26 protein-coding genes and 1 pseudogene are annotated in these 23642 nt (G+C 49.5%); 9 read left to right on the forward strand and 18 right to left on the reverse strand.

The annotated features are described in order from the left end of the window. Nucleotides 1-89 precede the first annotated feature (89 nt). From KNP02_RS06995 to KNP02_RS07005, 3 genes are all read right to left on the reverse strand, one after another. Nucleotides 90-1595: a PH domain-containing protein gene (locus KNP02_RS06995; RefSeq protein ID WP_214707817.1), complete on the reverse strand. Its 1506-nt coding sequence runs from the start codon at nucleotides 1593-1595 to the stop codon at nucleotides 90-92. Next, entirely contained in the window at nucleotides 1592-2101 is a 510-nt protein-coding gene (locus KNP02_RS07000) for a PH domain-containing protein (RefSeq protein ID WP_214707820.1), read from the reverse strand. The genes KNP02_RS06995 and KNP02_RS07000 overlap by 4 nt, the downstream gene beginning before the upstream one ends. 73 nt (nucleotides 2102-2174) lie before the next feature. Continuing rightward, on the reverse strand, nucleotides 2175-2846 hold the full coding sequence (locus tag KNP02_RS07005; RefSeq protein ID WP_214707822.1) for a WGR domain-containing protein: 672 nt from the start codon (nucleotides 2844-2846) through the stop codon (nucleotides 2175-2177). Nucleotides 2847-3034: 188 nt separating this feature from the next. On the opposite strand from KNP02_RS07005, the gene KNP02_RS07010 reads away from it, so the two are divergent. Genes KNP02_RS07010 through KNP02_RS07020 form a run of 3 tightly spaced genes read left to right on the forward strand, consistent with a single transcriptional unit; the run spans nucleotide 3035 to nucleotide 5714 of the window. Beyond that, nucleotides 3035-3736: a hypothetical protein gene (locus KNP02_RS07010; protein ID WP_214707824.1), complete on the forward strand. Its 702-nt coding sequence runs from the start codon at nucleotides 3035-3037 to the stop codon at nucleotides 3734-3736. Further along, a complete protein-coding gene (locus KNP02_RS07015) occupies nucleotides 3736-4662 on the forward strand; it encodes an AAA family ATPase (protein ID WP_214707826.1) in 927 nt (308 codons plus the stop codon). The genes KNP02_RS07010 and KNP02_RS07015 overlap by 1 nt, the downstream gene beginning before the upstream one ends. Before the next feature lie 5 nt (nucleotides 4663-4667). Beyond that, nucleotides 4668-5714, forward strand: coding sequence for a DUF58 domain-containing protein (locus KNP02_RS07020; protein WP_214707828.1), 1047 nt, complete (start codon nucleotides 4668-4670; stop codon nucleotides 5712-5714). Nucleotides 5715-5757: 43 nt separating this feature from the next. On the opposite strand, the gene KNP02_RS07025 is transcribed toward KNP02_RS07020, so the two are convergent. Then, on the reverse strand, nucleotides 5758-6849 hold the full coding sequence (locus KNP02_RS07025; protein WP_214707830.1) for an FUSC family protein: 1092 nt from the start codon (nucleotides 6847-6849) through the stop codon (nucleotides 5758-5760). Between the two features lie 172 nt (nucleotides 6850-7021). Here KNP02_RS07025 and KNP02_RS07030 point away from each other — a divergent pair, with 172 nt between their 5' ends. Both KNP02_RS07030 and KNP02_RS07035 read left to right on the forward strand, forming a co-directional pair. Continuing rightward, nucleotides 7022-7642 (forward strand): NAD(P)-dependent oxidoreductase, encoded by a 621-nt coding sequence (locus KNP02_RS07030; RefSeq protein ID WP_214707833.1) that lies wholly within the window; start codon nucleotides 7022-7024, stop codon nucleotides 7640-7642. Nucleotides 7643-7659: 17 nt separating this feature from the next. Beyond that, nucleotides 7660-11040: a dynamin family protein gene (locus KNP02_RS07035; RefSeq protein WP_214707835.1), complete on the forward strand. Its 3381-nt coding sequence runs from the start codon at nucleotides 7660-7662 to the stop codon at nucleotides 11038-11040. A gap of 160 nt (nucleotides 11041-11200) precedes the next feature. Here KNP02_RS07035 and KNP02_RS07040 read toward each other — a convergent pair whose 3' ends face one another. Continuing rightward, nucleotides 11201-11767, reverse strand: a complete 567-nt coding sequence (locus KNP02_RS07040) for a histidine phosphatase family protein (protein ID WP_214707837.1) — start codon at nucleotides 11765-11767, stop codon at nucleotides 11201-11203. 179 nt (nucleotides 11768-11946) lie between these two features. Here KNP02_RS07040 and KNP02_RS07045 point away from each other — a divergent pair, with 179 nt between their 5' ends. After that, nucleotides 11947-12570 carry a class I SAM-dependent methyltransferase gene (locus KNP02_RS07045; protein WP_251129158.1) on the forward strand — a complete coding sequence of 208 codons (624 nt, stop codon included), beginning with the start codon at nucleotides 11947-11949 and terminating at the stop codon, nucleotides 12568-12570. 72 nt (nucleotides 12571-12642) lie between these two features. Here the strand turns inward: KNP02_RS07045 and KNP02_RS07050 are convergent, their stop codons facing one another. The 3 genes from KNP02_RS07050 to KNP02_RS07060 all read right to left on the reverse strand — a co-directional run bounded on the left by KNP02_RS07050 (nucleotide 12643) and on the right by KNP02_RS07060 (nucleotide 14475). Next, nucleotides 12643-13107, reverse strand: coding sequence for an NUDIX hydrolase (locus KNP02_RS07050; protein WP_214707839.1), 465 nt, complete (start codon nucleotides 13105-13107; stop codon nucleotides 12643-12645). 84 nt (nucleotides 13108-13191) lie between these two features. Next, nucleotides 13192-14043 (reverse strand): aldo/keto reductase, encoded by an 852-nt coding sequence (locus KNP02_RS07055; RefSeq protein WP_214707841.1) that lies wholly within the window; start codon nucleotides 14041-14043, stop codon nucleotides 13192-13194. Between the two features lie 66 nt (nucleotides 14044-14109). Then, nucleotides 14110-14475, reverse strand: a complete 366-nt coding sequence (locus KNP02_RS07060; RefSeq protein WP_353047340.1) for a nuclear transport factor 2 family protein — start codon at nucleotides 14473-14475, stop codon at nucleotides 14110-14112. A gap of 241 nt (nucleotides 14476-14716) precedes the next feature. Between KNP02_RS07060 and KNP02_RS07065 the strand changes: the two genes are divergently transcribed. Further along, nucleotides 14717-15634: an AraC family transcriptional regulator gene (locus KNP02_RS07065; protein WP_214707845.1), complete on the forward strand. Its 918-nt coding sequence runs from the start codon at nucleotides 14717-14719 to the stop codon at nucleotides 15632-15634. 166 nt (nucleotides 15635-15800) lie between these two features. On the opposite strand, the gene KNP02_RS07070 is transcribed toward KNP02_RS07065, so the two are convergent. The 10 genes from KNP02_RS07070 to KNP02_RS14885 all read right to left on the reverse strand — a co-directional run bounded on the left by KNP02_RS07070 (nucleotide 15801) and on the right by KNP02_RS14885 (nucleotide 22670). Beyond that, a complete protein-coding gene (locus tag KNP02_RS07070; RefSeq protein WP_214707847.1) occupies nucleotides 15801-16781 on the reverse strand; it encodes a Gfo/Idh/MocA family protein in 981 nt (326 codons plus the stop codon). A gap of 19 nt (nucleotides 16782-16800) precedes the next feature. Then, nucleotides 16801-17277, reverse strand: coding sequence for a GNAT family N-acetyltransferase (locus tag KNP02_RS07075; protein ID WP_214707849.1), 477 nt, complete (start codon nucleotides 17275-17277; stop codon nucleotides 16801-16803). Between the two features lie 6 nt (nucleotides 17278-17283). Further along, a complete protein-coding gene (locus tag KNP02_RS07080; RefSeq protein WP_214707851.1) occupies nucleotides 17284-17766 on the reverse strand; it encodes an SRPBCC family protein in 483 nt (160 codons plus the stop codon). Between the two features lie 44 nt (nucleotides 17767-17810). After that, nucleotides 17811-18320: a GNAT family N-acetyltransferase gene (locus KNP02_RS07085; RefSeq protein ID WP_214707853.1), complete on the reverse strand. Its 510-nt coding sequence runs from the start codon at nucleotides 18318-18320 to the stop codon at nucleotides 17811-17813. 25 nt (nucleotides 18321-18345) lie between these two features. Continuing rightward, nucleotides 18346-19107, reverse strand: coding sequence for a hypothetical protein (locus tag KNP02_RS07090; RefSeq protein WP_214707855.1), 762 nt, complete (start codon nucleotides 19105-19107; stop codon nucleotides 18346-18348). A gap of 145 nt (nucleotides 19108-19252) precedes the next feature. Continuing rightward, complete coding sequence (locus tag KNP02_RS07095; RefSeq protein ID WP_214707857.1) at nucleotides 19253-19900, reverse strand: DUF2750 domain-containing protein; 648 nt, start codon at nucleotides 19898-19900, stop codon at nucleotides 19253-19255. A gap of 284 nt (nucleotides 19901-20184) precedes the next feature. Next, nucleotides 20185-20961, reverse strand: a complete 777-nt coding sequence (locus KNP02_RS07100) for a hypothetical protein (protein ID WP_214707859.1) — start codon at nucleotides 20959-20961, stop codon at nucleotides 20185-20187. 71 nt (nucleotides 20962-21032) lie between these two features. Continuing rightward, nucleotides 21033-21716, reverse strand: a complete 684-nt coding sequence (locus tag KNP02_RS07105) for a hypothetical protein (RefSeq protein ID WP_214707861.1) — start codon at nucleotides 21714-21716, stop codon at nucleotides 21033-21035. Nucleotides 21717-21807: 91 nt separating this feature from the next. Beyond that, nucleotides 21808-22242: a hypothetical protein gene (locus KNP02_RS07110; RefSeq protein WP_051627722.1), complete on the reverse strand. Its 435-nt coding sequence runs from the start codon at nucleotides 22240-22242 to the stop codon at nucleotides 21808-21810. Nucleotides 22243-22400: 158 nt separating this feature from the next. Then, on the reverse strand, nucleotides 22401-22670 hold the full coding sequence (locus KNP02_RS14885; RefSeq protein WP_353047339.1) for a transposase: 270 nt from the start codon (nucleotides 22668-22670) through the stop codon (nucleotides 22401-22403). A gap of 48 nt (nucleotides 22671-22718) precedes the next feature. Between KNP02_RS14885 and KNP02_RS14890 the strand changes: the two are divergent. Together KNP02_RS14890 and KNP02_RS07120 are read left to right on the forward strand one after the other, a co-directional pair. Then, a pseudogene (locus tag KNP02_RS14890) lies at nucleotides 22719-22862 on the forward strand (IS30 family transposase); the annotation flags it as partial. 436 nt (nucleotides 22863-23298) lie between these two features. Beyond that, a partial coding sequence (locus KNP02_RS07120) for a helix-turn-helix domain-containing protein (RefSeq protein ID WP_214707865.1) occupies nucleotides 23299-23642 on the forward strand: 344 nt, incomplete at its 3' end.

The following is a 23642-nucleotide window of genomic DNA, read 5'->3' on the forward strand; positions in this document are numbered from 1 at the left end:
TGTCGGAGCGAGCCCCTCAAGCCGATTAAAAAAGACGAGCCACTCGCAACACGCAAGGGGGCTCGTCGATCACCTGACCGGGCTATCCGTTAGCCCGGTGTTTTCATATCTTCCTGTACCGTATAGCGGGAGAACCAGTTCAGCATGGCTTCTGCCTCTTGTTTCGGGATATCCTCGATCATCTCATTCGATAGCAAGCCACCCCGTGTCGAGAACAGGACGTTACATACATCGAAACGGCGTTGGAGCGGCGTCTGAGTCACTTGGACCTGTTCGATTCGCGGCTTGTCCGTCAAGAATGAACTGACGTTGAAGGCCCCGGTCCGCAGCTCGATGAACTGACCGTTGCGAGCGTAGCGCGTCGTCATATAGCTCAATAGGCGACCGCCGATAATGATGGCCCACAATAGGACGAGCCACCAGGCGTAATCGCGGAAGAAATACAAAACGACACCCGAGACGATGAGTCCGACCCAGCTGATGCGTAGCAGTTTGACCCAGAGCGAACGTTTTGGCAAGCGATGAAGCGTGTCAGACCAGACGAACTGGTCGAAGTGCTCGTTCAACACGGTCATCGCCCGCTCCCGTTTCACGAACGGGAGGATGGTTGACGATTCGTCTTTCAACTCGTCCATCGTCCCGGCCGCGACGAGTTCGACACCGACGATGTTGAACCAGCGCCGAATGAACGTCTCTTTGACCCGGACCGCTTGAATCTTCTCGTATGGGATCTCTTTAGCGGAACGGTTGATCAGTCCTTTCTCAACGCGGATGCGGTCCCCGCGCCGTTCGAGCCGGAAGTTCCCGTATTTCAAGAAGTTGATGACCATGCCGATGACGACCGACAATATCAGGACTGTCAGGACGAGCAGGCCAATCGCGATAATCGACGCGTGGACGACCCAATCGCCGATCGTATCGAACGTCCCGTCGAGATTGATGAAGTCATCGATGGACGAGATGATTGTCGAGGCGACCGGGAAGATCGCGAACACCGACAATGATGTCAGCGAGGCGATGATGATCTCTCGGGTCGAGAGGGCGTACAGCAAACGGCTCGCCGGTTTTTCAATCATCACCGGTGTAGCTGTCGTGTCCGTCTCTCCTTCTACTGGTATATCGGACTCGGTCTTGCGGTGACGGACCTGGTCAAGGATGTCCTCGAGCCGCTTCGCCTCGTTCGGGAAGACGCCGGCCAGTTTGAACGAGGCGTCGTCGCTGTTCGCGTTTGTATCGAACGTCAATTCGACGACCCCGAGCAACCTGTACAAGAACGGGCTGTTCGAGTGGACGCTCTGAATCTTATAGAGCGGGAGCGACTTCTCTTTCTTGATCCAGTTGCCGTCGATGACATATACCGTCTTCTCATCGAGCGCATAGCGGAAGTTGAGCCAACCGAAGAACTTCTGCAAGATGTCGAGTCCGAGGAACAGCAAGATCCCGACGCGCAGGATGATGCCGAACGTCGACTCCCAGTCGTTGTTCAAGACGAACAAGAGCACGAGCGGGATGGCGAACGACTTGATGACCTCTAACACTCGAAGCATAAGGACGCGACTCGGCAGTCGATGCCACGTGAGGGCGGCTTCCGTCATACGACATCCTCCTCCTCGATGCGGGCGTAGACCGCGATTTGTTCCCGGAGCGACTTCGCGAACGATTCCTCGATCGCATAGATGTCATGTGACCCGGCGGCCGTCCCGATTGTGATTGTCTGCAAGCCGTACTTTCGAAGTAACGGTCCTTGCTGGGCGTGGACGTATTGTACTTTCGTCATCGGGATCAACACGTCGTTTGTCGTGATGACGCCATGATGCAAGCGAATCTCGAGTGGTTTCACATCATACGTGAACCGCTCTTGCTTCCATTTTTGGAAGACGACAATATCAATCACACTATAGATGAGGTCGATGGCGAGTAAGACGTACATCGTATATTGCAGCCATGTCGGCCAGTCAAAATAAAGCGCTGCGGCGACGAGGCCCCCTGTGATGACGAGCCCAATGAGATAAAAGATGGCGCTCGACAGTCGGAAGACGGTACGTGCCTCGATTGGCAATGTGCCGCTGAATGATGTCGGTGTTGTTTCTATGTCTGACATTGGTGTTTCCCCCTATTCGTTCGGACGTTTGTCCTTCTCTCTCTTTAGTATACGCCGTTTTTCTGAAAAAGTTTCATTTCGACACGGGGAAAGTGGCGAGCTGTTCGTTGATTAGCTGAAACCGATGCGTATCCTCAGGCTCGACTTCCTCGACGATTGTGGTTAACGCTTCATGGGCAGAACGTTTCAAGGCATCCGTGATTCGTCCGGTCAGTTTGATTGAAGCGAACGCGCTCGCGAGGATGACGACGTCACACACGAAACGATCTCCGTTCAACATCCAGTCGTCCGGTGTCGAGATGTCTTCCTCGAGCCAGTCAGACAGGACGGCATACGCCCCTTCCAGAAAATCGAAGTCCTGCTCTTTTCGAAGCGCTTCTCCGAACATGTCGAGGACGTCGGCCCCTTCATCGCTCCCGAACGGCGCGTACTCGTCCGTACAGTCTAAATAAAAGTCTTCCTGGAAATGTTGCATAAACGCCGGGTTGGCCGTCAACGGATGCGGGCCGATCTCTGGGTCATCTAAGTAAAGATGGTTGTCCCAGTCGTACTCGACCTCAACGTACCCTTTCTTTAGTTTTTGACGGACGAGTTTGTCGGCTTCTTTCTTACACTCTTCTGCCGTATCAAAAGACTTTAGTTGGACTTTACCGACCGTACCGAGCTTTCCATACTGGACGACGAACTCGTCTGTGCCGACGCGGATGTTCCAAAATTTTGTAGTGTGCAGTAAATGGACCTTCATTTGCCACTCCCCAATAATATTTATTATGTTTTCATTATACGGTGAATTAGCCAATCTGGTGATTCGCTTTTTAATGTATTATTTTTCAATTGTTAACATTTTTTTATTATAAAGGAATATATAAGTATACATTGAATTCCTTTAAGAAGACTAAGTTATCATAGAGACTAATCGATGAAGGAGGGCTTATGCAGAAAAGAAAAATGTATTATTTCATCATATCGACCTTAATCATCGTCGCTTTATTTAAAATCGGGGGTACTTTCCTTTATACAATGATTGTAGATCGCCCGACCCAACAAGACATGTCGGGAAATCCAAGGTACATCGACGGTGAATTGGCAACCTTTAAAGATAAAACAGAGAATCTAGAGGATACTAATGATATACCGAAGTGGTATGATCTTTTGTCAAAAGAACGGTTTGAAAAGAAGACGTCTGGCGAAGATCAAGGGGATACTTCAGACGTCCTGAAATGGGCCGTTATAGCTTTCTTGCTCATTTTATTTCTCAAGAACTACAAGCGCGTACACGATTGGTGGGATAAACGGCGACGCAAAGCGACATCGTCCTCAGCTGACAAGAGACCATTATCATCTCGAGCCAACATGAACACGGTGACCAATACAACACCAACCTTTCTCTATGCCTCTGATACTGAGCTTGGGAAACTACTCGTGGAGTTGAATGACACCTTGAGCGACACTCAAAAACGAAAACCTCACGAGACCGTCTCAGAGTGGTTTGCACGCATTCGATTCGAACAATCTGTGAAACCTTATGCCGATGTGCGATATGGAGAACTGAACGTGATCGACGAGCGCTCACTTCATGATTTCAAAGTATCTGTCAGACAGTATATACAACACTACAAAGGAGAGAAATCTTGATGAACATTCGTACGATGATTGAGGAAATCAACCAAGTCTATTTGGGCAACCCGACAGTAGTAGAGTTGTGTGTGACGTCGCTGTTGGCAAACGGACATGTGCTCTTAGAAGATGTACCGGGCACCGGGAAAACGATGTTGGCCAAGACGTTAGCGACGAGTTTCCACGGCGACTTTTCAAGAATTCAGTTCACAGCCGACTTATTACCGTCAGATATTGTCGGTTCAGATTTTTTCAATCTAAAGACGCAAGAGTTTGAAAACAAGCAAGGCCCGATTTTCGCCAACATCGTGCTCATCGATGAAATTAACCGGGCCGTCCCACGTACCCAGTCCGCATTGCTCGAAGCGATGGAAGAACGACAGGTGACGGTCGGGGGCAAGACCTATCAACTTCCTACCCCATTCTTCGTCATCGCGACGCAAAACCCGATTGAATCATCTGGTACCTTCTCTTTGCCTGATGCGCAGCTTGACCGGTTCATGATGTGTCTACATACAGGGTATCCGACCGAAGAATTCGAACTTCAATTGCTGGAGGAATCCGTCACCGAGACCCGTAAGGCGGTATTGGCGAATGTCGATTTCGAGCAACTCCTGCAATATCGAGCCGATGCCATGAAAATCCACATCTCGAAAGACGTGTTACGCTATATTGTCTCGATCGCGACCGCGTCACGTAGTCACCGGAACGTTCAGACGGGGATTAGTCCACGTGCGACGATCGCGCTCTCGAAAGCCGCTCAAAGTTATGCCTATATCCAAAATCGTGACTATGTCACACCAGAGGACATCAAGTTCTTGGCCCCATACGTTTTCGCTCATCGGTTGACACTAACGCTCGAGGGCGAGATCAAGTCCTCGAAGGCCATGGTCATGGAAGAAATCTTGTCGACCGTCCCGGTCCCGGTCGAGATGGGCATGTGACTCCGATGAACATCACAACCAATGTATTTTTCTTGCTTGAAAAACGAATCCAAATCGTCTTATTTTCAGTGATGATCATCTTGTTGTTCGTGCCGTACCTCTCGATTCTTTCATTCGTTCTCGCTGTTTTTTTGGCGGCAAGTCTTTATATCGAGCGTTACACGAAACGACTGACTGCACAAATGGACGTCACGTGGAGACAGTTCGACTCGATTCTGTTCAAGAACGAAAGTTGTAAGTTCACCCTTGAACTGACGAACGTGCACCTCTTAAACGACATGAGCACGAAAACATATATACGTACGCCAAAGGATGGACCTTACGTCGTGAACTTAGAGGGGCACACGGAATCCATCATCGAATTGGACGAGCTGCCATCTGATTTCGTCTTCGAACTTACAGGTAATCGAAGGGGGCCCATCGAAATAGCTGAAATCTCCATCACGATTAGCTTGCCTCTATCGTTAGGGACGCTGACACTCTATTTGCCTCCCCCTTTACGTTGGACGGTCTATCCATCGATTTCAAGTACTCCTGCGCAGCGTATCCGATCACACCTGAAGCTTGGTGAGCGCGTCTCTAAATATTCTCCAATTAAGGATCGGTTACTACAAATCTCCTCGAAACCCTATGAGGATGAACCGTCTAGACAAATCGACTGGTATGCGACGGCGAAGAAATCGACTTTGCAAACGAAACTGTACCAGCCGGTCAATCAAGACATGTTCACGGTGTACCTCGATTTGTCAGCTTCGAACGGGATCGGCCTTCATCATCAGTTCGAAGAATTGATAGAGGATACGGCATTGGTCAGTCGGGAATTGATTGAAAGCGGCGGGAAGGTCGAGCTATTTGTGAACCGATTAGATCAAAAGGGACATGTCAATCACTTGAGCATCCAAGAAGGGGCGAAGCAGCTTAAAAACATCCTCGCTTTACTCTCTAGTCTATCGGAGCAAGATCACTATATGGGTTCAACCCGTTTCTCGCCTTACGTGACGAAAATAAAAAACAAGCAAGCTCAGCTCATAAAAATAGCATCACCTAACTGACTTTTTAAAAGCCCAGTTAGGTGATGCTATTTTTTTACCTTTTTTAGTCTTCAAAGAACCACTTCTTACGCGGTTCCACTTTCAGGTTGTCCCCGTGCTTCTTCATCTCGGTGATGAGGTAGCGTTCGAGCTCATTCATCGCCTTGACCCAATCTGTCATCGTCGCGACGAGCGGGACGACGGTCAGGATGAGGTCCTCCTCCTCCTCACGCATTCTCTCAATCATTAGCTTGGCGAAGTCGAAGTTCTCGTGAATCAAGTCCTCTTCCCGGTCGATGATGTGCTCGTTCTCTAATTCATAAGCCGAGAATAGACGCTCATGCCGTCTGAGCAAGTGCCTCATATGACGCATCAGTTCGTCCTCGAGCTGGGGCGGTAGATGTTCGAGTGTCAGAAAATCGTCATGCAGCTTGTCGAGCACGTGGATAGCGGCACTGTTCGTATCAATCATCTTCGACTTCAAGACGGCCCGGCGATAAATCGGCGTCTTCTTCTCGAGCCAGCGGTTGGCTTTAATCTCTTCTTCAAAGAAGTCGTACGTCGTCTTTGAGGCTCGATGTTTCTTTTTCGTCTCATCGAGTGACTCAAATGACGAGCGTCCTCCCTCTGTTTCCGAGAACAGTCGCGCGATGCGGACGGCCATTTGGGAGACGGTCGCGATCTCGTCCTCAAGCTTCCGCTCATAGCGCGGCGGGAACAAGAGCGCATTGACGACAAGCGCCACGGTGATCCCCATCATGATGAGCAAGTAACGTTCACCGGCGAACATCCAGACGGGCATGTCCGACTGGCTCGCCCCTTCCATAATCAGAATCGTCGTCAAGATGACGGTCCGGGTCGTCGACTCGAGGTTCAAGAAGAGAAGGATCGAGATGGCGATGATGATGACGACTCCGATGGCGATCGGTGTCGGGTTCGGCGTCAACATTAATGAGAAGACGGCGAGCAAAGCCCCGATCAAGTTCCCTTTTAGTTCTTCTAATAGCCGGACACCCGTCTGATAAACGGACGGCAATAATGCGAGCGAAGCCGCGAGTGCCGGTACGACAATCTGTTGAAATTGAAATGCCTCGGCGATGAGCAATACCAAGGCGACGGATATCCCGGTCTTGATGGTTCTAGCTCCAAATCTCATGCGGTGTCGACAACGAAGTGTCTTCCTCCCTTATACACGTCTTAACTTTTTGTATCCCACTTACCCTGCCCTGAAACCTCACAACTTCAAGCCGTTGTCTCCTGTTTCGATAGCGCTTCCGTGGTATGATGGCGTTGGATATTTTCTTTAATCTTGATTGGGAGGGGTTTACTTGTCAACCATTGCTTTATTTGGAGGGAGCGGCCGCACGGGGATGCGGTTGCTTGAACGTTTGTTAAAAGACGGCCACGACGTCCGACTCTTGTCACGTCGCGAGGTCGAACCGAGGGATCGTCTCACGGTCATCATCGGTGACGCGACCGATGCGGATGCCATCGCAGAAACGGTGAAATCGGCCGACGTCGTCATGTCGGCGCTCGGTACGGATAAGCAGGACGTCTTGTCCCGCTTCACACCGCTCATCATCTCAGCGATGCAAGCAGCCGGGATTACGCGCATCCTGACAGTCGGGACGGCCGGCATCTTGCAGGCACACGATTCTGACAACTATCGTTTCGAGACCCGCGAGTCGAAACGTTCGATGACGACCGCGGCCGAGGATCACGCCTGGGCATATGAACTGCTCGATGCATCAACGCTCGATTATACAATCGTCTGCCCGACCCAATTGATTGAAGACGCGTCCGTCGGGAACATCGTCATCACAGCTGACGTGCTCGGGACGCAAAACTCGGGACCAATCTCGCGTGACGATGTGGCCGAGCTCGTCATTCAAGCCTGGGAAAATAACTCATATCGTAGACACCGCGTCGGCATCACGACGGAATCATAAGTAGGGGATGGGGATTTATGAATGAACAACGCATGCGCCTCGCGCAATTGACCGACGTATTTGACATGCAAGCTGAGACCGAGTCAGCTCGTCTCGCCAAGACCGCGCTCCGAAAAGTGACACAAAATGAGATTTGGATTGCCGTCTGTGGCCATTTCTCGGCCGGGAAGTCGACGCTCCTCAACAATTGGCTCGGGGACGGTGTGTTACCGACGAGTCCGATTCCGACGAGTGCGAATATCGTGACGCTTCGACATGGGGAAATCGGGGCATCCGTCGCCGTCAACGATACAGATTGGATTCGACTCGCACCGGATGAGCTCGACCGTTTGAGCGACTACTGCAAAATCGAAGAGATTAAAGAAGTCGAGTACGCCCTGCCCCGCTTCCCGTTTGGAAGCGACGTCGTCCTTATGGACACGCCTGGGATCGACTCGACCGATGAACGGCACCGTCAAGCGACAGAACGCTCGCTCTTTCTCGCCGACCATCTGTTCTTCATGATGGACTACAATCACGTCCAGTCCGAACAAAACATCAAACTGATGAAACAGTTCAGCGCCGAAGGACGTCCCTACTCGATCATCATCAACCAAATCGATAAGCACGATGAAGGAGAGCTTCCATTCAGCACGTTCAAGCGTTCGCTCGAGACCGCCTTCACCCGTCACGCCATCAATCCGGACGATAAGTTCTACATCTCGCTCCGTGAGCTCGATCACCCGGAAAATGAGGTCGAACGCCTCCGGACGTACGTCCAAACCGTCATCGACGCCGCGCGGGAACATGCGGAAGCGCGCGCCGACTTGCTCGTTGACACGTTGCTCGCCCGGTCCACTGGTGCGCACGACGCGCTCCTGAACGAGTTGCCGGTCATCGAGAAGCAGCCGACGGAGATTCAAGCCCGCCTGCAACGTCTCGACAAAAAATCGATATGGCTCACCGCGTTCCGCCGCGAGTTCTTCAAACACCAGACACCGATTGTCGCGAGCGCGCCGATCATGAACTACGAGTTCCGCGAACTGTTGCGGGACTATCTCGAGAGTTGTGCGCCGGAGTTCAAGGTCGGCCTGTTCTTCTCAAAAGACAAGACGCGCCAGGAACGGCTGCGTCGCGAAGACATCGCCGTCAAGGAATTCAACCGGTTGATTGATACGAACCTTCGCCCCCACTTGATCAAGTACGCCGAAGACATCGTCCGCGATTTGAAACTGCCCGAGGCGATTTTGTCCCGTCCGGATACGTTACCGACTGCACCGAGCACGCTCATCAGTGACCAAGTGAAGTCCGACGCATCGCTCAGCGGTGACACGGTGCTTCAATTCAGCCGCGACATCGAGTCGGCTCTCGCCTCTTGGGTGACGAAAGTGTCCGAACCGTGGGTCACGTCCGTCGAAACGTATCTTGAGGCCGAAGGTAAAGACCGAATCCATGCCATCGAGACCGAGCAAGACGAATTGTATGACATGCTCGACACGTTGGCGCTACAACGTCAGCTGGCCGAACAGAGAGACGAGCTCACCCATTACACGACACGTGACCTCTCGGATTCGCGTTTGACGGACCTTGAAACCCGTCACTACGTCACGGCCGACCAATTACCGCAGAAACAAGTCGAACATCAGCAACAAGAAGTTGCTTCGACCTCGCTTTTTGTGGATGATATCACCGCTTTGTCGTTTGATTTTTCTTATGAATATGCGGTATGTGAAATATTAGAGAACCATCCGTTATTCAAGTCACGCGTCAAATCGCTCCGTCATAAATTGGCCCGGGCCGAATCCGAGACGTACACGCTCGCCATCTTCGGGGCGTTCTCGTCCGGCAAATCGTCGACGTTGAACGCGTTGCTCGGTGAGACGGTGCTCCCGACGTCACCGAACCCACTGACGGCGTCGATCACGAAAATCGTGCCGCCGAACGGCCGTGCCAACAAGAGCGCGTTGATCACGTTCAAGACACGTGCCGAACTCGAGGCCGAGCTGAACGGTTACGGGGCGTCACTCGACGCACTCCATCTCGACCACCCGTTCGTAAACGCCGTCAAGAACGCTCCCCTGTCCTATCTCGGTAGCCAGGAGACGGTCGACTATGACACGTTCTGCTCGTTCGTCACGGAGGAAGAGAAGAGCTGTATCGTCAAAGAGATCGAGCTCGCCATCGACTCCCCTTGGGCCGAGCGCGGCATCATCTTCGTCGACACGCCGGGTGCCGACTCGCAGTTCAACCGTCATAGCGAGGTGCAGTTCGGCTATATGCGTGACGCCGATGCTGTTTTATTTGTGACGTACTACAATCACGCTTTCACCGAGGCCGACCGTGAACTCGTCATCCAGCTCGGACGTGTGCAAGGGACAGGTGACCATCACATGTTCTTCCTCGTCAACGCGTCCGATTTGGCGGCGGATGAGGCGGAACAGCTTGCCGTCACCGATTATGTGTCGAACCAGTTGACGAAGCTCGGAGTCCGTCATCCGACGGTGCTGCCAATCTCGAGTCGAAACGCCATCCAAAGCACGGACGCAGGATTCGAACGATTTTCGGCCAAGCTTGAGCAATTCGTCGACCACGATTTGCGTCAGGCGAACGCGGTCCGCATCAAAGACGAGACAGAAGCCCTCGTCGCCGCGTTCGAGGACGTCGTCCGCGAGGCCGAAGTGGATGCGAGCGTCAAGGCGGCCCGCCGTGACAAGCTCGAACAAGTACGCACGTCTGACAATCGTCTCAACGTCACGACGCTCGAAGACCCGTTCAAGCGCGAGACGGACGAGCTGCTCGCTCACCTCGAGACTCGCTCGCTCCTCCGGCTGTCGGACTTCGCCAAAGAAACGTTCCACCCGGTCGAGGTCGATGGGTCGAAAGCGAGCCTCGAGCGCGCCCTCACCCGGACGCTCGACAAGTATGCGTATGACATCCATCAAGAGTTGCAAGTGTTCCAATATCGACTCGAGCGCTTCTTGAAACGAGAGACGGAACGCTTGATCGAGCGCGAGACGCTCAAACTGCGTCCGCTCTTGCCGACGTTGTCGTTCGAAGACGACATCGACATCGATTGGCTCCGCGACGCCGTCGACCCAATCACGTTCGAGGCGGCCCCTTTCCGTCCCGTCTTAAAGCACTATAAGAATGCGAACCAGTTCTTCGAAGGCGATGGCCGGACGAAGTTGCGCGACGACTTGAGCGCCCTGTTGAAGACGGCGGTGCGTGAACAGCTTGCGCGCGTCGGAAGTCATCAAGTCGAACGGACGGCGACGCACCTTGCCGCGTTCGAGACGACGCTCAGCCAGGACTGGGACCGTGAAGTGAACGACCTCATCGCCGGTGAATTGAGCGTGCTCTCGGACGGACAATCGTTCCAAGACATGACACAGCGCCTCGCTGCGCTCAGAAAGGACTGAACGCATGGGTTCTTTGTTGCTCGTCGGCCTGATTCCGGCCGTCATCATGACGGTCGCACTCGGCTTGTTTATTCGCCACCTGTATCTGAATAGAGAGTAGACTTTCAAGGATGGGACCGAGACCGGCCCCATCCTTTTTTCATGTCGTCATGAACGGATTTCAAACCACTCCTTGACGGTCCCATAGCTTTTCGACGTTCACGAGTTCATGTTGATCGAACGTCACTTTATATATGTCCGGCATATCGAGTTCTTTCCAGAACGTATAGCCATACTGTTCATCAAAATAATTGAGGATCAGCACCATGATATTCCCGTGCGTACCGATTGCGATTCGCTTTCCTTCGTATTGGTCGAGTAGTGCCTGAATCGCACGGACTCCCCGCTGTTGAGCGACAACGTTCGATTCGCCGCCTTCCCATGTAAAAGTAGGATCTTCCCACACTTTCGTCATCGCCAACGTGAAATCTTCCGCCGGTTTTGTCGTCAACATCCGTTCCCGCAAATCGTCCATGAGTAGCACTTCTGTTCCAAGCTGGTTAGCAATCCCTTGTACCGTTTGAATGGCTCGTTTATATGGGCTCGAGACGACGAGATCAAACTTTTCTTCACTCAAGGTGTTCGTGATGTTACGGACGTCTCTCGCTCCTCTTTCAGATAAAGGTCTCGTCCACTCATCGGCTGTATATGTAGAGTGTGCATGTCTTACGAAATATAAGGTCGTCATGTCATCGTCTCCCGTTCTAAGTATGTCATCAACTATCATTCTACCGAAACTTATTGTAAAATTATCCAGCGCCACTTTAGTATACCCCTCAAATTGTTAAATGCTGTTGATTTTGCTTCGAACCATACAGCTTTTCAAAGCGTTACATACAACTGAATCAAAAGAGAGGACGGATGCGTTTGAATAATCAGACAGAAGCCAATAAAACAGCTTGGGAATACCGTGCCTATGAATTTTGGACTAAGCGCGACGGGACGCCAGCAGAAAAGGCAAAAGAACTTTCAAACGACCCGCGAGCCAGCTTGAAGAAGCATCAAGAATTGTTTCATGACGTAAATGGACTGAATGTGGCCAATTTATGCGGGTCGAACGGAAGAAAAGCCATCCCGCTGTCGTTGTTGGGCGCGAACGTCACGATTTTCGACGTATCCGAAGAGAACAGAAGATATGCACTGGAATTAGCGACTTGTGCACAGACAAGCATCGATTACGTAGTGGGTGATGTCTATGACCTAGATGTCAGCAAGTATGAGGGCCGGTTCGATCTTCTTTACTTGGAGGGAGGCATCTTACACTACTTTGATGATCTCAAGCGATTGTGCAATATCCTTTATTCCATCTTGAAACCCGGGGGAAGCATGATTTTAAGTGATTATCATCCTCTCAAAAGATGCATCGGTCCTGAGTCTACATATGTGTTCGTCTATTTTGATAACGAGTTACATGAAGAGAATATCGCATTTAAATCCTTTTTTGATGAAGACGAGCAACAAGACTTCCCTGATGTGTTGCTATTCGTTTGACTTAATAACTAAAACAAAAAGTCACGCCTCATAGGCGTGACTTTTTGAATTCCATAAAATGGCATATTATTTTTAAATAAAGGCTATTTCGTCCATCTGTTTATAGCTATACGCTAACAAGTCATGTCCAGAATAGTGAAACACATGTTGCATTGGGACACGACTCTCAAGCATGGGCTGCAAATATCGCTTTAGATTACTGATGATGCCTATATTGTCAGGATGTAACACCCATTCGATCTCTTTCCACTCTAAAATCCCTTCTTGCGTTTTCATGACTTCATCATACTTTAGGTCGTCTGATAGTTCGGCCAAAAATAGATGGATCCCCACCTGTTGCTCCCCGTGCAAGATGATATCTCCTTTATAGATAGGTGCAACAATTTCATATCCAGTCTGTTCAAACACTTCACGACATACCGGGTCTTCAATCGTTTCCCCTGGCTCGATTTTTCCGCCGACACCATTCCTTAATCCTATGGCGGATGGCTTCTCTCGGTTCAAGAGCAGAAGCTTATTAGCTGACTTCAATATCAATTATAGAGAGAGCGCCTGTTCGAGGGTTTTTCACTCATTACTTGTTAACGCTATATCACTACCCCTATTTTTCATTAATAAAAATCAGATGTCTAATTTACGTGTCCCTATCCATTTCACCATCTCAGGATCTCTATGCGAGAAGAACAAGCTCTCTTTCGTATCGAGCGTAGCGATCTTCTCCATATCCTCACTGCTCAGTTCAAAATCAAAGATATTGAAGTTCTCAATGATCCGTTCCTTCCGCACAGACTTCGGAATGGCCACGACGCCTCTTTGAGTCAGCCATCGTAAAGCCACCTGAGCCACGGACTTGTCATACTTTTCAGCGATTGATGCTAAAATCTCGTTCTGGAATAAGTTGTTTTTCCCTTCAGCAAAAGGTCCCCAAGACTCGATTTGAACATTGTTTTCTTTCATGAAGTCATGACTCTCAACCTGTTGGTTGAAGACATGTGTTTCGACCTGGTTGACCGCAGGAACGATCTCATTATGAATGATTAAATCAATCAAGCGATCTGATTGGAAGTTACTCACTCCGATTGCCTTGATTTTACCCTCACGGTACAATTCCTCCATGGCGCGCCAAGAGCCATGCACATCGCCAAATGGTTGGTGAATCAAATACAAATCAAGATAGTCTACTTGCAGTCTATCCAATGACTTTTCGAATGCTTTCTTTGTGTTCTCATAACCGGTATCCTGAACCCAGAGCTTTGTCGTGATAAACAATTCCGCTCGTGGCACACCACTGCGTTTGATTGCTCGACCAACCGCTTCTTCATTGAGATACGAAGCGGCCGTATCAATCAAACGATAACCTGCTGCAATCGCCTCATAAACAGCTTGTTCACATTCACGTTCATCCTGAATTTGAAAAACACCGAAACCAAGAATCGGCATTTCAACACCATTGTTCAAATTAACTTTTTGCATAGTAGCTTCCTCCTCTATAAAAACCAGTGTCATGTTGAACGTTCTAACGTCTATTCAGTGGTACGTTTATGGCGACAACAACCGTGTGAAAGACATCGATGCCAACTGCCATTGTTTCTTCTGTCTCACATACACCTCAGTGACCACAAACGGATTTGTCACGGTATTTCCTCCTACGATCGCCTGTAACTTTACTTTGTTCAGAAGGATGGCCGTTTCACCGATTAATTGGACAGACGTTTCTTGAATGTCTATGTCCTTATAAATAATAGAGCCGCTATGAATTACGTCTATTTCTTCATCTTTAGAAAATGTAGCCCCCATGTGTACAAAAACTGCTTTCTCTTGAAAGAGATGACGTAAATCATCTAGTTGTCTCTCGATCATCCATTCCCACTTGTTCTTTGAAAGAGCTATGATTGCTTGTTCTATATTCGGATCACTCCCTTTCTCGGTGTTTTTCTTACCCCGCCTTCACTCTATGTGAAGAACACTAGAAATACCGATAGCTCCTCGATACATTTGAAGGTGTAATCTCATTATACGTAAGTATTAAAGAAACCCCTTGTCTATTCCTGTTCGATGTTTGCTTAATCCTCTTTCGTTTCATTTACAGAACTATATTCTTCAAATTACAATAAGCGTACAAACCATGGGGAGAAGGAGAAAATTCATGCGAGATCAACCATCCATTCAGCAAGCAGAACTGGCAAGTATCATTGAACGTCATACGGGGACGAATAGTATTCATGAGACTGCTATTCCATCGTTGTCTTTTGTTCGACGTCCAATCGAGAAAGATCTTAATTATGGGGTCTATAGGCCATCGCTTTGTATTACGGCTCAAGGGATGAAAGAAGTATCAGTAGGGATGGAAGATTTTAGATACGGACCTGGGGATTACCTGGTCTCCTCGGTCGACTTGCCGGCAACAAGCCAGCTGATCGAGACCTCACTTGAAAGCCCCTATTTAGGCTTCATCTTAGAACTAAAAACTAATGAAATCCTCGAGGTTTTAGATAATGCGAATGTCTCACCTTTATCAGAAGCGAGTTCGGAACGGGGAATGTTTGTTAGCCGACTAAATTCTTCTTTGTTCAATGCCGTCTTGCGATTGGTCCGACTACTGGACACCCCGGACGATATTCCAATGCTTGCCCCCTTGTACACAAAAGAAATCATTTATAAAGTCCTGACGGGGGAGCATGGAAACACGCTCGAGAACATTGTAGTGAAAGGCAACAGTGCCCATCACATTAAAAAAGCCATTCAACTCATTATGACCAACTATGATAAACCTCTTCGGGTGGATCAACTTGCAGAAACAGTTAATATGAATGTCTCTGCGTTTCATAAGCATTTTAAGGAAGTGGCGGCAATGAGCCCGATTCAATTCCAAAAACAATTAAAACTTCAGGAAGCACGTCGCCTCTTATTATCAGAGACCTCAGATGCCGCTACTGTGGCCTACCGTGTCGGCTATGAAAGTCCATCACAATTCAGCCGTGAGTACTCACGACTGTTCGGTTTACCGCCAAGAGAAGACATAAAGCGGCTTAAAGAAAAGCATGAACAACGGTTAAATCATTGACCACCTGACTTGATGGTTATGTATAAAAATTTAAGCGACACGTCTCCACAGATTGACGAATTATCATCACTGCCGCACCCAGTTCGCTTACGATTTAACCTTTTTGAATGAATATTCATTTCGTGCAAAAGAGCCCCGAGCATATCAACATGCTCGGGGCTCTTTGTTATGCGTCAGCCGGGTACCGCACGTCGATGCGCTGTCGGATATCGGTCATGACGTCCGCAAGTGTGTGCATATTGGCAAATGAATGAATCTCGGTCTCCCGCTCCCCTGCCTCAATCATGTTCACGAACGTCTGAATCTCATACGTCATATGGCTTTCCTGTTCTAAACCGAGTTCGACGGTCGCCCCGTCTCGGCCAACGAATGTCAAGCGGTCGAGCGAACCGATATCGTCAATCACGATGCGCCCCGCTCCCCCGATAATCTCGGACGGGGCGTCCGTGCCATGGATCTTCGAGTGGAGCACGATGATGTCCATGCCGTCATACGACAAGATGGCCGAACCACTGCCGTCGACACCTGACTCGAGCTTGACGGCGTTGGCATGTAAGCCTCTCGGTCGTCCAAACAGTTTCAAAGCCGGACCGAGGCAATAGACGCCAAGGTCCATCAGTGAACCGTTCGAGAATGCAGGATTAAACGTATTCGGGTTGTCCCCACGCTTATACAAGTCGTAGCGTGACGAGTATTGCGACTTGTTCAAGATGACACGCCGGACCGGTCCGACGCGATGGAGTTCTTGACGCAACACATCGAAGTTCGGCATGAATAGATTGCGGAGCGCTTCGAGCAAAACGACGTCATGTTCGTGCGCCGTCTCAAGCATCTGTCTGACTTCCTCGACGTTCGAGGCGAACGGTTTCTCACAGAGAACGTGTTTGCCGTGACGCATAAAGAGCAGGCTCTGCTCAGCGTGGAGCGAGTTAGGGCTCGCGATGTAGACCGCATCAATCAACTCACTGGACGCCATCTCCTCGAGTGAGGTGAACGTGTTTGGAATATCAAATTCTTCAGCGAACGTTTTCGCGCGCTCGTCTGTCCGGGAATAGACGGCGGACACGGATGCGCCTTCGACTTCATGGGTCGCTTCAATGAAAGAACGGGTGATAAAGTTTGTGCCGATGATACCGAATCCAATCATAGGAAAATCCCTCTTTTCTTTAGGTTATGATGATTTTGCTAAGCATGATTTCGTCATGGAGCGGGATGCCGTGCTCCCCGATGACGGGGATTGACGGTTTATGTATCCGGGCCGCATCGACCGCACCCGGGATGATCCGTGCGAGGCGCCAGCCTCGACGTTGGTAAAACGCGAGCGCCCGCAGATTGTCGTTCGTCGTGATGAGCGACAGCCGTGCGAGCTGATGTTGCTTTGCCAGTCGCTCCACTTCATCGAGGAGTGCCGAGCCGATGCCACGCTTCTCCTGGAGGCTGTCGAGCGAGATGATCTCAATCTCGTCTTCCCGAATGACATACGTGACGAGGCCGATGATGACGTTCGTTTCCGACCAGACAAACCCGTCAAGCGTGGCGCAGTCATACGTCCCGGTCGAGATGACCATCTCAGGTGAGCCCCAGGCATCGATAAAGAATGCACGTACCGCGTCACGCGTCGAAGAGGTAATCGGTTCAATCATCGCAAATCACTCCGCCTCTCGGGCAGGTGACGGTTTTGGCGCACTCGCCTCGGCGTAGATGCGGAACTGTTTGAACTGTTCATCGTAAATCAGGCGAATCGCCCATTTGAACGCCTTTACATACAGGGCATATAGCCATGACGAAGGGATGAGTGAGATGCGAATCGTCACATCCGTCCCGTCTGTCGTCTCGCTCAACGTATACGTCGCAATCGACACCCCTTGATTCGTCACCGCCTGCACCTCGCATTCGTGAGGACGATTGACATGGGTCAACTCGGATTCGACCCGAATCTCTTTTTTCTCGAACTGTTGGACCGAGATGAACCGTTTTCCCGTCACGAGTGAGGCGTCACCGTCCTCATAAATATTTTCGATCAAATGGTCGTTCCATTTGATGATGTGTTCGTCTTCTGCGAGACAAGCGAACGTGTGGTCAATCGGTGCGTCGATTGTCATCGTATATGTAGCCACTTCGAGTTGTTTCAAAATCAAATCCTCCTTCATCGATCGACATTCTTTTTTTCATTACGTTAGACAAGTTCTTTTTCAAAACAGACATACCGTTCATGCCCTTTCGGTTTCGAATCGAAATGGACGCTTCCACGTTCCACGTAGCCGTGTCGTTTGTAAAAGTTGTAGGCTGCCCCATTTCCTGAGAAGCTGTCGAGCCGGATGCTGGTGTAACCTTCCGCTTTCGCCAACTGTTCAGAGGCATGTAACATGGCTTTTCCGCTACCTTGACCTTGCCGCTCCGGATGCACCATCAAGGAATGGATGACGAGCGGATGGTCGTGACGCCAGTCGATCGCCTCCCATTCGGGTGACTGCCATTGATCGAGTACAACGACGCCAAGCAACTCCTCACCGTGTTTCATGATATAGACAGAATCGTCTTTGATACACTCCTCAAAATAAGCGCGGTTCGGATACGTGTCGTCCCATTGAAAAATCTGTCGGGTGAGCAAATTGTCTTTACAAGCGAGATACAGTTGTTCGATTGCAGTTAAATCTGATGGTTTGGCTAATGCGATTGTGTTCATTCCAATGCTCCGTTCTTTAGGGTGACTATCTTTTATTGATGATCCGCTCGTATTTTTTATACTCGTCGTGGTCCATGCTTAGACCGAGCAGCTCAGCGATTGTGTCTTGTCGCCACGTGGTCGGATTGAAATACTGCGATCCCGTGTTGAACCAGCGCCCCTTTTGATCGAATCCCCACGTATACTTCACCCGGTCAAGCCCTTGCTGTAGAAGCATCTTTCCTTCTGCTGGATGGGCTCGCAAGCGATGTTCGCCGAGACGCATATATGGTTCGACGGCCCACGGGCATCGTTCAATCGCTCGTTGAACATATGTATAATCGAAATGATCGATGTCTCTCCTCGCCAACGCAATACATAGCAGGCCGCTCACTTCTTCCGGTCCTTGTTCGATGAGCGACTCTGCCAAAGCGACATCCTCGTCTGTGATGACAAAGTCATTCCAACCCGTCCAATATAAGGCGAGCGCGAAATAGAACGGGTCATTCGGATGAAACGTATAGGCAGTGAGACCGAAGCTATTCACCCGGGCAAAATCTTCGATGGTATCAATCAACTCATACCCGATGAGCATGTCCCATCGGCTGTTATCGGTCGGGTCCATCATCACATGATCAATCAACATCTGCTCGATGCCTCGGGTTTGTTGAAGGTAATGTTCAAGCTGTTTGAACTGGTTTGCCTCAACGTAGGCGTCGATGCGATCCATCATCGCCTGTTGCTCCACCGAGAGGGTCTCGTTGCCTGAATACAGCTCAAAGATATTCCCTACGTTATAATCATTCAAAGATGTGTTCTCCTCTCCCACGTCGCTTTCCACGATGAGCGCTAGTAATTCTGTCGATATGATTGCGTTTTTAGAAAAAGAATTTATCATATTCGTTGCTATATTTTCTTTAAAAAAGATATCACATGCGGTATTTGAAATAAAATTATTCAAAATACTCTAGAATGGTTTCTGGGTCATATTCCAACCCTACCAGCTCGCTCGACCTATCGAGGCCGCACAGCAGCTCATCATCCGACATGTTCGGCAACCAGCGTTCAAGGAATAGCTCGACCGGCAACTCGATCACATGATAGTCGGCCCATTCTTTAACCCGGCACGCGAGCGCAAGCTCTCGTGACGAAAAGAATAACAGGACGTCTGTGTCTTCGACGTGCGATGGTGCGTACGCCCACCCCTCGTCTTGCTCCGCAGATAATCCGAAGACGAGTCCATTCTTCTCGACTCGTTCGCAAAATGTCTCGAGCACGTCGCTTTCCGCCTGCGTCACTTCGACGAACGCCTCAAACGAATGCGCCGCCACCTCGAGGTCATTTATCTCGTGCCACCAGGCGTAAATCGTCTCCCGGTCGTCTTTCAAAAAACCGAGCTCATCACCGGATCCGTTCGTCGCAAGCGTCACGAACCCATGCGGTAACTCCTCTTGTTTCAATTCGTTGGCTCGAATGACGTCATCCCATGTCTTATTGAAAAACCGCTCGTCCTTGATCGGATAAAAGAACCAATCCCCAAGTTCGAACTTGTTCTCATGACCCCATGCGTCACGTAAGCCGTCCGGGAAGCGTGACCCCACTTGTTACTCTACCTGTTCAATCGTTTCGACCGAAATTCCTGAAAGATTCGTATCAAGCCTCATCTCATCGCCTTCTTTCTAACATCAATAACATGAGTATACTGAATTTACAAAAAAGAGGGAATTGATTCCGACAAGTTGATTCAATAATGATCACGATTCTGTTGCGCCAAACGTTTGTAAAACGTAAAAAAGGACCTATAGACAAGGTCCATCGTCACGAGAAATCATTCGGTTGTAAGTTGTAACTTCTTAGTCGATTCACCGACTACCTATACGCGTCATCACTCGTTAACGAGCTGAACGCCGCTCACTTCATAATCACCGATTTGAATGAAGTGGAACCGTCCGTCCTCGGCTAACCCTCTAGCAGTTCCCGAAAACTCAGCTACAACGTCAGGGCGTTTGCGTGCACCGAACGGCCACTTGTACAACAACCCGTCTTTTACGAAGTAGCCGACCTGTCCTTGAATCGTCAGCGCCGAACTGTCGTGAAGTCGCTTCGGCGTCTTATACTTGTTGAGTCGACCGGTTGAATCAACATGAATCAAGTCATACCAAATCGACGGACAGAGCCAGACCCCGGTTCGATTTGCTTGCAACAATTCGCAGTCGACAATGGTCAGTGGACGTACAAAATCTGACTGATAGCGTTGTAACACTTCACCTGTCCTCGAGAAACAGACGAGTGCCTCGGTGGATATCCCTTCCCCGAACACCCCTTCATCGGCATAGCCGATCCAAACCCCCGTGTCGTTGACGGCGACAGCTCCGATGGCGTTGCCCGCATGGAACGAATGAAGTATCGACCCTCGTCCATCGATAACCCAGGCGTTGCCGGGTGTACCTTCGTGCGTCACATTGACGACGAGAAACGTTTCTGAATCAAGGAGACGGATGAATGGCGAACTCAAATGAAACGGCAGTCGTATCGTCCGCTCATTCCAATAGACGACCGGGCCATCCTGATCCACCAGAACAATCACTTCACCACCTGATAAATCGGCATCAAATACTCTTGATTCATCGGTTATAAATATCCTCTCAATCTGCAGTTTCATCCAGTTTCACCTCCCATATTCACCGCTATCTTGTTGTTCAATCAAACACGATGAATCGTTTATACGTTTACTCAACGAGTTAGACGGTCTTGATACTGCTCGAGCCTTCTGTGGAAGCGGTCAACTTCTTCCCGAGTCACCGAATCTGTCATTCCATAGCGCTCGTCCAAATATGGCTTGAAATCGATGTCCGTCAATTCGATGCGCCGTGCCCACTCTAAAACCGTTTCTGTCGGCAACCATTTCTTCGCCGGCGGTAACGCCTGATTGAACGCGATGAGAGCGTCCCGAATCGTCACACCTGTCCAAGCCGGTTCTTCGACACTCGTCATCGAGCTCGGGACTGAATGACGCGAGAACGTCCGCGTCGTGAACGAAGCTGTTTCGTCAGCTCGCTTGCGGTGCTGAAAACGAATGTTAGCGGCAAAAATCACTCCGCTAAGCAATACACAGGCTAGTAACAACACCCAATAGAAGAGGCCATCGCCTCGTTCGATGACGGTAGTCACAGAATCAATCGTATAATCCAAATAGTCCAGTTTCAGACGAGACTGTTCTTCTTCTTTCGGTATCCTCATCTTTCCTTCGGACGACTCCATCAAATACTCAGATTCTGCCGGTGTCGGTCGCAACTTTAACCCCGAGGTCGGAGGCTCATACCACCATTCCATCAACAAGCTGATGAGGCGAAGTCCAATAAAGACCGTTCCTACTGTCAGCACTGCGGTCAAACCAAGCCGAATCATCCAACGCATGTTGCGCCTCCTCTAGGGATGACTTACATCACATTGTATCATTGGACGTTTCCACTTGGAATAATCATTCAGCACGACTCTAGTCATTGTTTTACAGAAGATGCATCTTAGCGACCTGACTTGTTGGCCGCAGCTTTAGAATCTCGGTCGCTAATTCGTTCGCTTCATCATCCGTCATTAATTTGTCGGGAATCGCATTGAAAAAGAGCAAGTATTCCTTTAGATCTATGCGACTAGAATCAAGCACGACAGCACGTTTCGCATGTTCGTAGGCCCGTTCATAGGCATGAGGATGGTGACAGAACGGTTGGCTCATGAGAAGCGACGCAGCCTCTTCCCAATCCGCAGTCTGCTCAACTTGAATCTGATCGCATACGATTTCGTAGACCGCTAAATCATCCGTATCAAACGCAACTTCAAGAAATGTATCTAACACCACTTCGTGAGCGAGCGGCTTCACTAGACGTTGAACGGTCGCTCGGTCATTTGAGAGGATCGCCTTGTGTAGTTGTTTTTTCAGGCTCATTTGAACGCTTGCCCCTTCCTTGATGATTCATCAACGCTCTTTTTTTCATTCATTTCCGTTTAAAACCTAGCGCGATGGAACGAAGAATCCTCGATTTGTTTCCGCAACTATCACACGCTATAATCATTGGCTCATCACCATAACACGTGGTTGCTATTTTAACGACCAAGCTCGAAGCGTAATCTCAAAAAGAAACGTTCGAGGTTTCGGTAGCCATAACCACGGCGTTTGATAAGCTTGATTTTGTTGTTCGTTCCTTCCATCTTTCCGTTCGATAGACTGGACACGATTGTTCGACGCATCGCTTCCTCTCGGTTCTGGATCGATTTCGCGATCTTCGCCAGAGGCCCACAAGGATGGGACTGATAACGATCCAACCAATCGGTCAGTCGACGTTTCGCCTGTCCATGGCACGTGGCCTTCAGCACATATCGAATATGTTGAAGTCCTTGATAGAGGTCCCGGGTGAACGGATCTTCCCGAAAGGAACGGACTTCGCGCAGGTCGGTGACGGTGAACTCGCGGATGCGCTGGCCAAGATCAACGGGCGACCGAGAAAGTGCCTGGACTGGAAAACCGCACACGAGGCCTTCACCGAGGAAGTGTTGCGCTTAATTTGACAAACCGTCTTATAAAAAAGAAATGTGTTTAATTTTTATCATAAAATCCGTTTGTGAAAAAACTATGCATTTTTTGATTAAATCTCTTGTCAATTTTTGAAATGAATTTGATATACTTTTTTGTAATATAATGATGCTATACTCCTTTTAACAAATCGTTCGTCACTGTATCTTTATCTTTAAAGGAGTACAACTAATGAAAAACAAGGTAATACTTATCGCTTCTAGTGTCTTACTCACAACAACTTTTTCGATGCATAGTCCAAAAGTCGAAGCAAGTAGTGCATATAACGTAAAAGTGAAGACAGACGATCTTCGTGTTCGGACTGGTCCTTCTCTCAATCACAAAATTGTCGGCATCACTAACTGATATGCTCCCCAATAGGTAGACAGATGAAATAACAAATCTGTTTATTCTATTGGGGAGTGTTTTTTTATGGCGAGAAGTCGGCATTCAATCGAACAAAAACTGAGTGCACTACGAATGATGGAAGAAGGAACATATACGTGGAAGGAAATCGAGGAGGCTCATCACGTCTCTGAGCATACCCTCCGGGTGTGGAAAGTAAAATTCGAGACCGGCGGAATCGACGCCTTGAAGGAGTCGAGGATATGGAAACTGTACACAAAGGAACAGAAAATAGCGGCCGTACGTGACTATCTCGACGGGGTCACCGTGGTGGAAGTCCTCTCCAGACATCAAATCAGTAGTCGTTCGGTTCTATATCGGTGGATCAAGAAGTATACTAGTCATAGCGAGTTAACAGATTCGAGAAAAGG

Origin of the sequence: Exiguobacterium sp. s40, assembly GCF_018617905.1 — a bacterium.
GTDB classification, from domain to species: domain Bacteria; phylum Bacillota; class Bacilli; order Exiguobacteriales; family Exiguobacteriaceae; genus Exiguobacterium; species Exiguobacterium mexicanum_A.

Bases quoted from the DNA above. Each gene is read 5' to 3' on its own strand.
- KNP02_RS07035 (WP_214707835.1), top strand. From the start codon at position 7,660: ATGAATGAACAACGCATGCGCCTCGCGCAATTGACCGACGTATTTGAC.
- KNP02_RS07025 (WP_214707830.1), bottom strand. From the start codon at position 6,849: ATGAGATTTGGAGCTAGAACCATCAAGACCGGGATATCCGTCGCCTTG.
- KNP02_RS07110 (WP_051627722.1), bottom strand. From the start codon at position 22,242: ATGAGCCTGAAAAAACAACTACACAAGGCGATCCTCTCAAATGACCGA.
- KNP02_RS06995 (WP_214707817.1), bottom strand. From the start codon at position 1,595: ATGACGGAAGCCGCCCTCACGTGGCATCGACTGCCGAGTCGCGTCCTT.
- KNP02_RS07055 (WP_214707841.1), bottom strand. From the start codon at position 14,043: ATGCAAAAAGTTAATTTGAACAATGGTGTTGAAATGCCGATTCTTGGT.
- KNP02_RS07005 (WP_214707822.1), bottom strand. From the start codon at position 2,846: ATGAAGGTCCATTTACTGCACACTACAAAATTTTGGAACATCCGCGTC.
- KNP02_RS07020 (WP_214707828.1), top strand. From the start codon at position 4,668: ATGAACATCACAACCAATGTATTTTTCTTGCTTGAAAAACGAATCCAA.
- KNP02_RS07085 (WP_214707853.1), bottom strand. From the start codon at position 18,320: ATGAACACAATCGCATTAGCCAAACCATCAGATTTAACTGCAATCGAA.
- KNP02_RS07015 (WP_214707826.1), top strand. From the start codon at position 3,736: ATGAACATTCGTACGATGATTGAGGAAATCAACCAAGTCTATTTGGGC.
- KNP02_RS07100 (WP_214707859.1), bottom strand. From the start codon at position 20,961: ATGAAACTGCAGATTGAGAGGATATTTATAACCGATGAATCAAGAGTA.
- KNP02_RS07040 (WP_214707837.1), bottom strand. From the start codon at position 11,767: ATGACGACCTTATATTTCGTAAGACATGCACACTCTACATATACAGCC.
- KNP02_RS07010 (WP_214707824.1), top strand. From the start codon at position 3,035: ATGCAGAAAAGAAAAATGTATTATTTCATCATATCGACCTTAATCATC.
- KNP02_RS07065 (WP_214707845.1), top strand. From the start codon at position 14,717: ATGCGAGATCAACCATCCATTCAGCAAGCAGAACTGGCAAGTATCATT.
- KNP02_RS07075 (WP_214707849.1), bottom strand. From the start codon at position 17,277: ATGATTGAACCGATTACCTCTTCGACGCGTGACGCGGTACGTGCATTC.
- KNP02_RS07105 (WP_214707861.1), bottom strand. From the start codon at position 21,716: ATGCGTTGGATGATTCGGCTTGGTTTGACCGCAGTGCTGACAGTAGGA.
- KNP02_RS07070 (WP_214707847.1), bottom strand. From the start codon at position 16,781: ATGATTGGATTCGGTATCATCGGCACAAACTTTATCACCCGTTCTTTC.
- KNP02_RS07000 (WP_214707820.1), bottom strand. From the start codon at position 2,101: ATGTCAGACATAGAAACAACACCGACATCATTCAGCGGCACATTGCCA.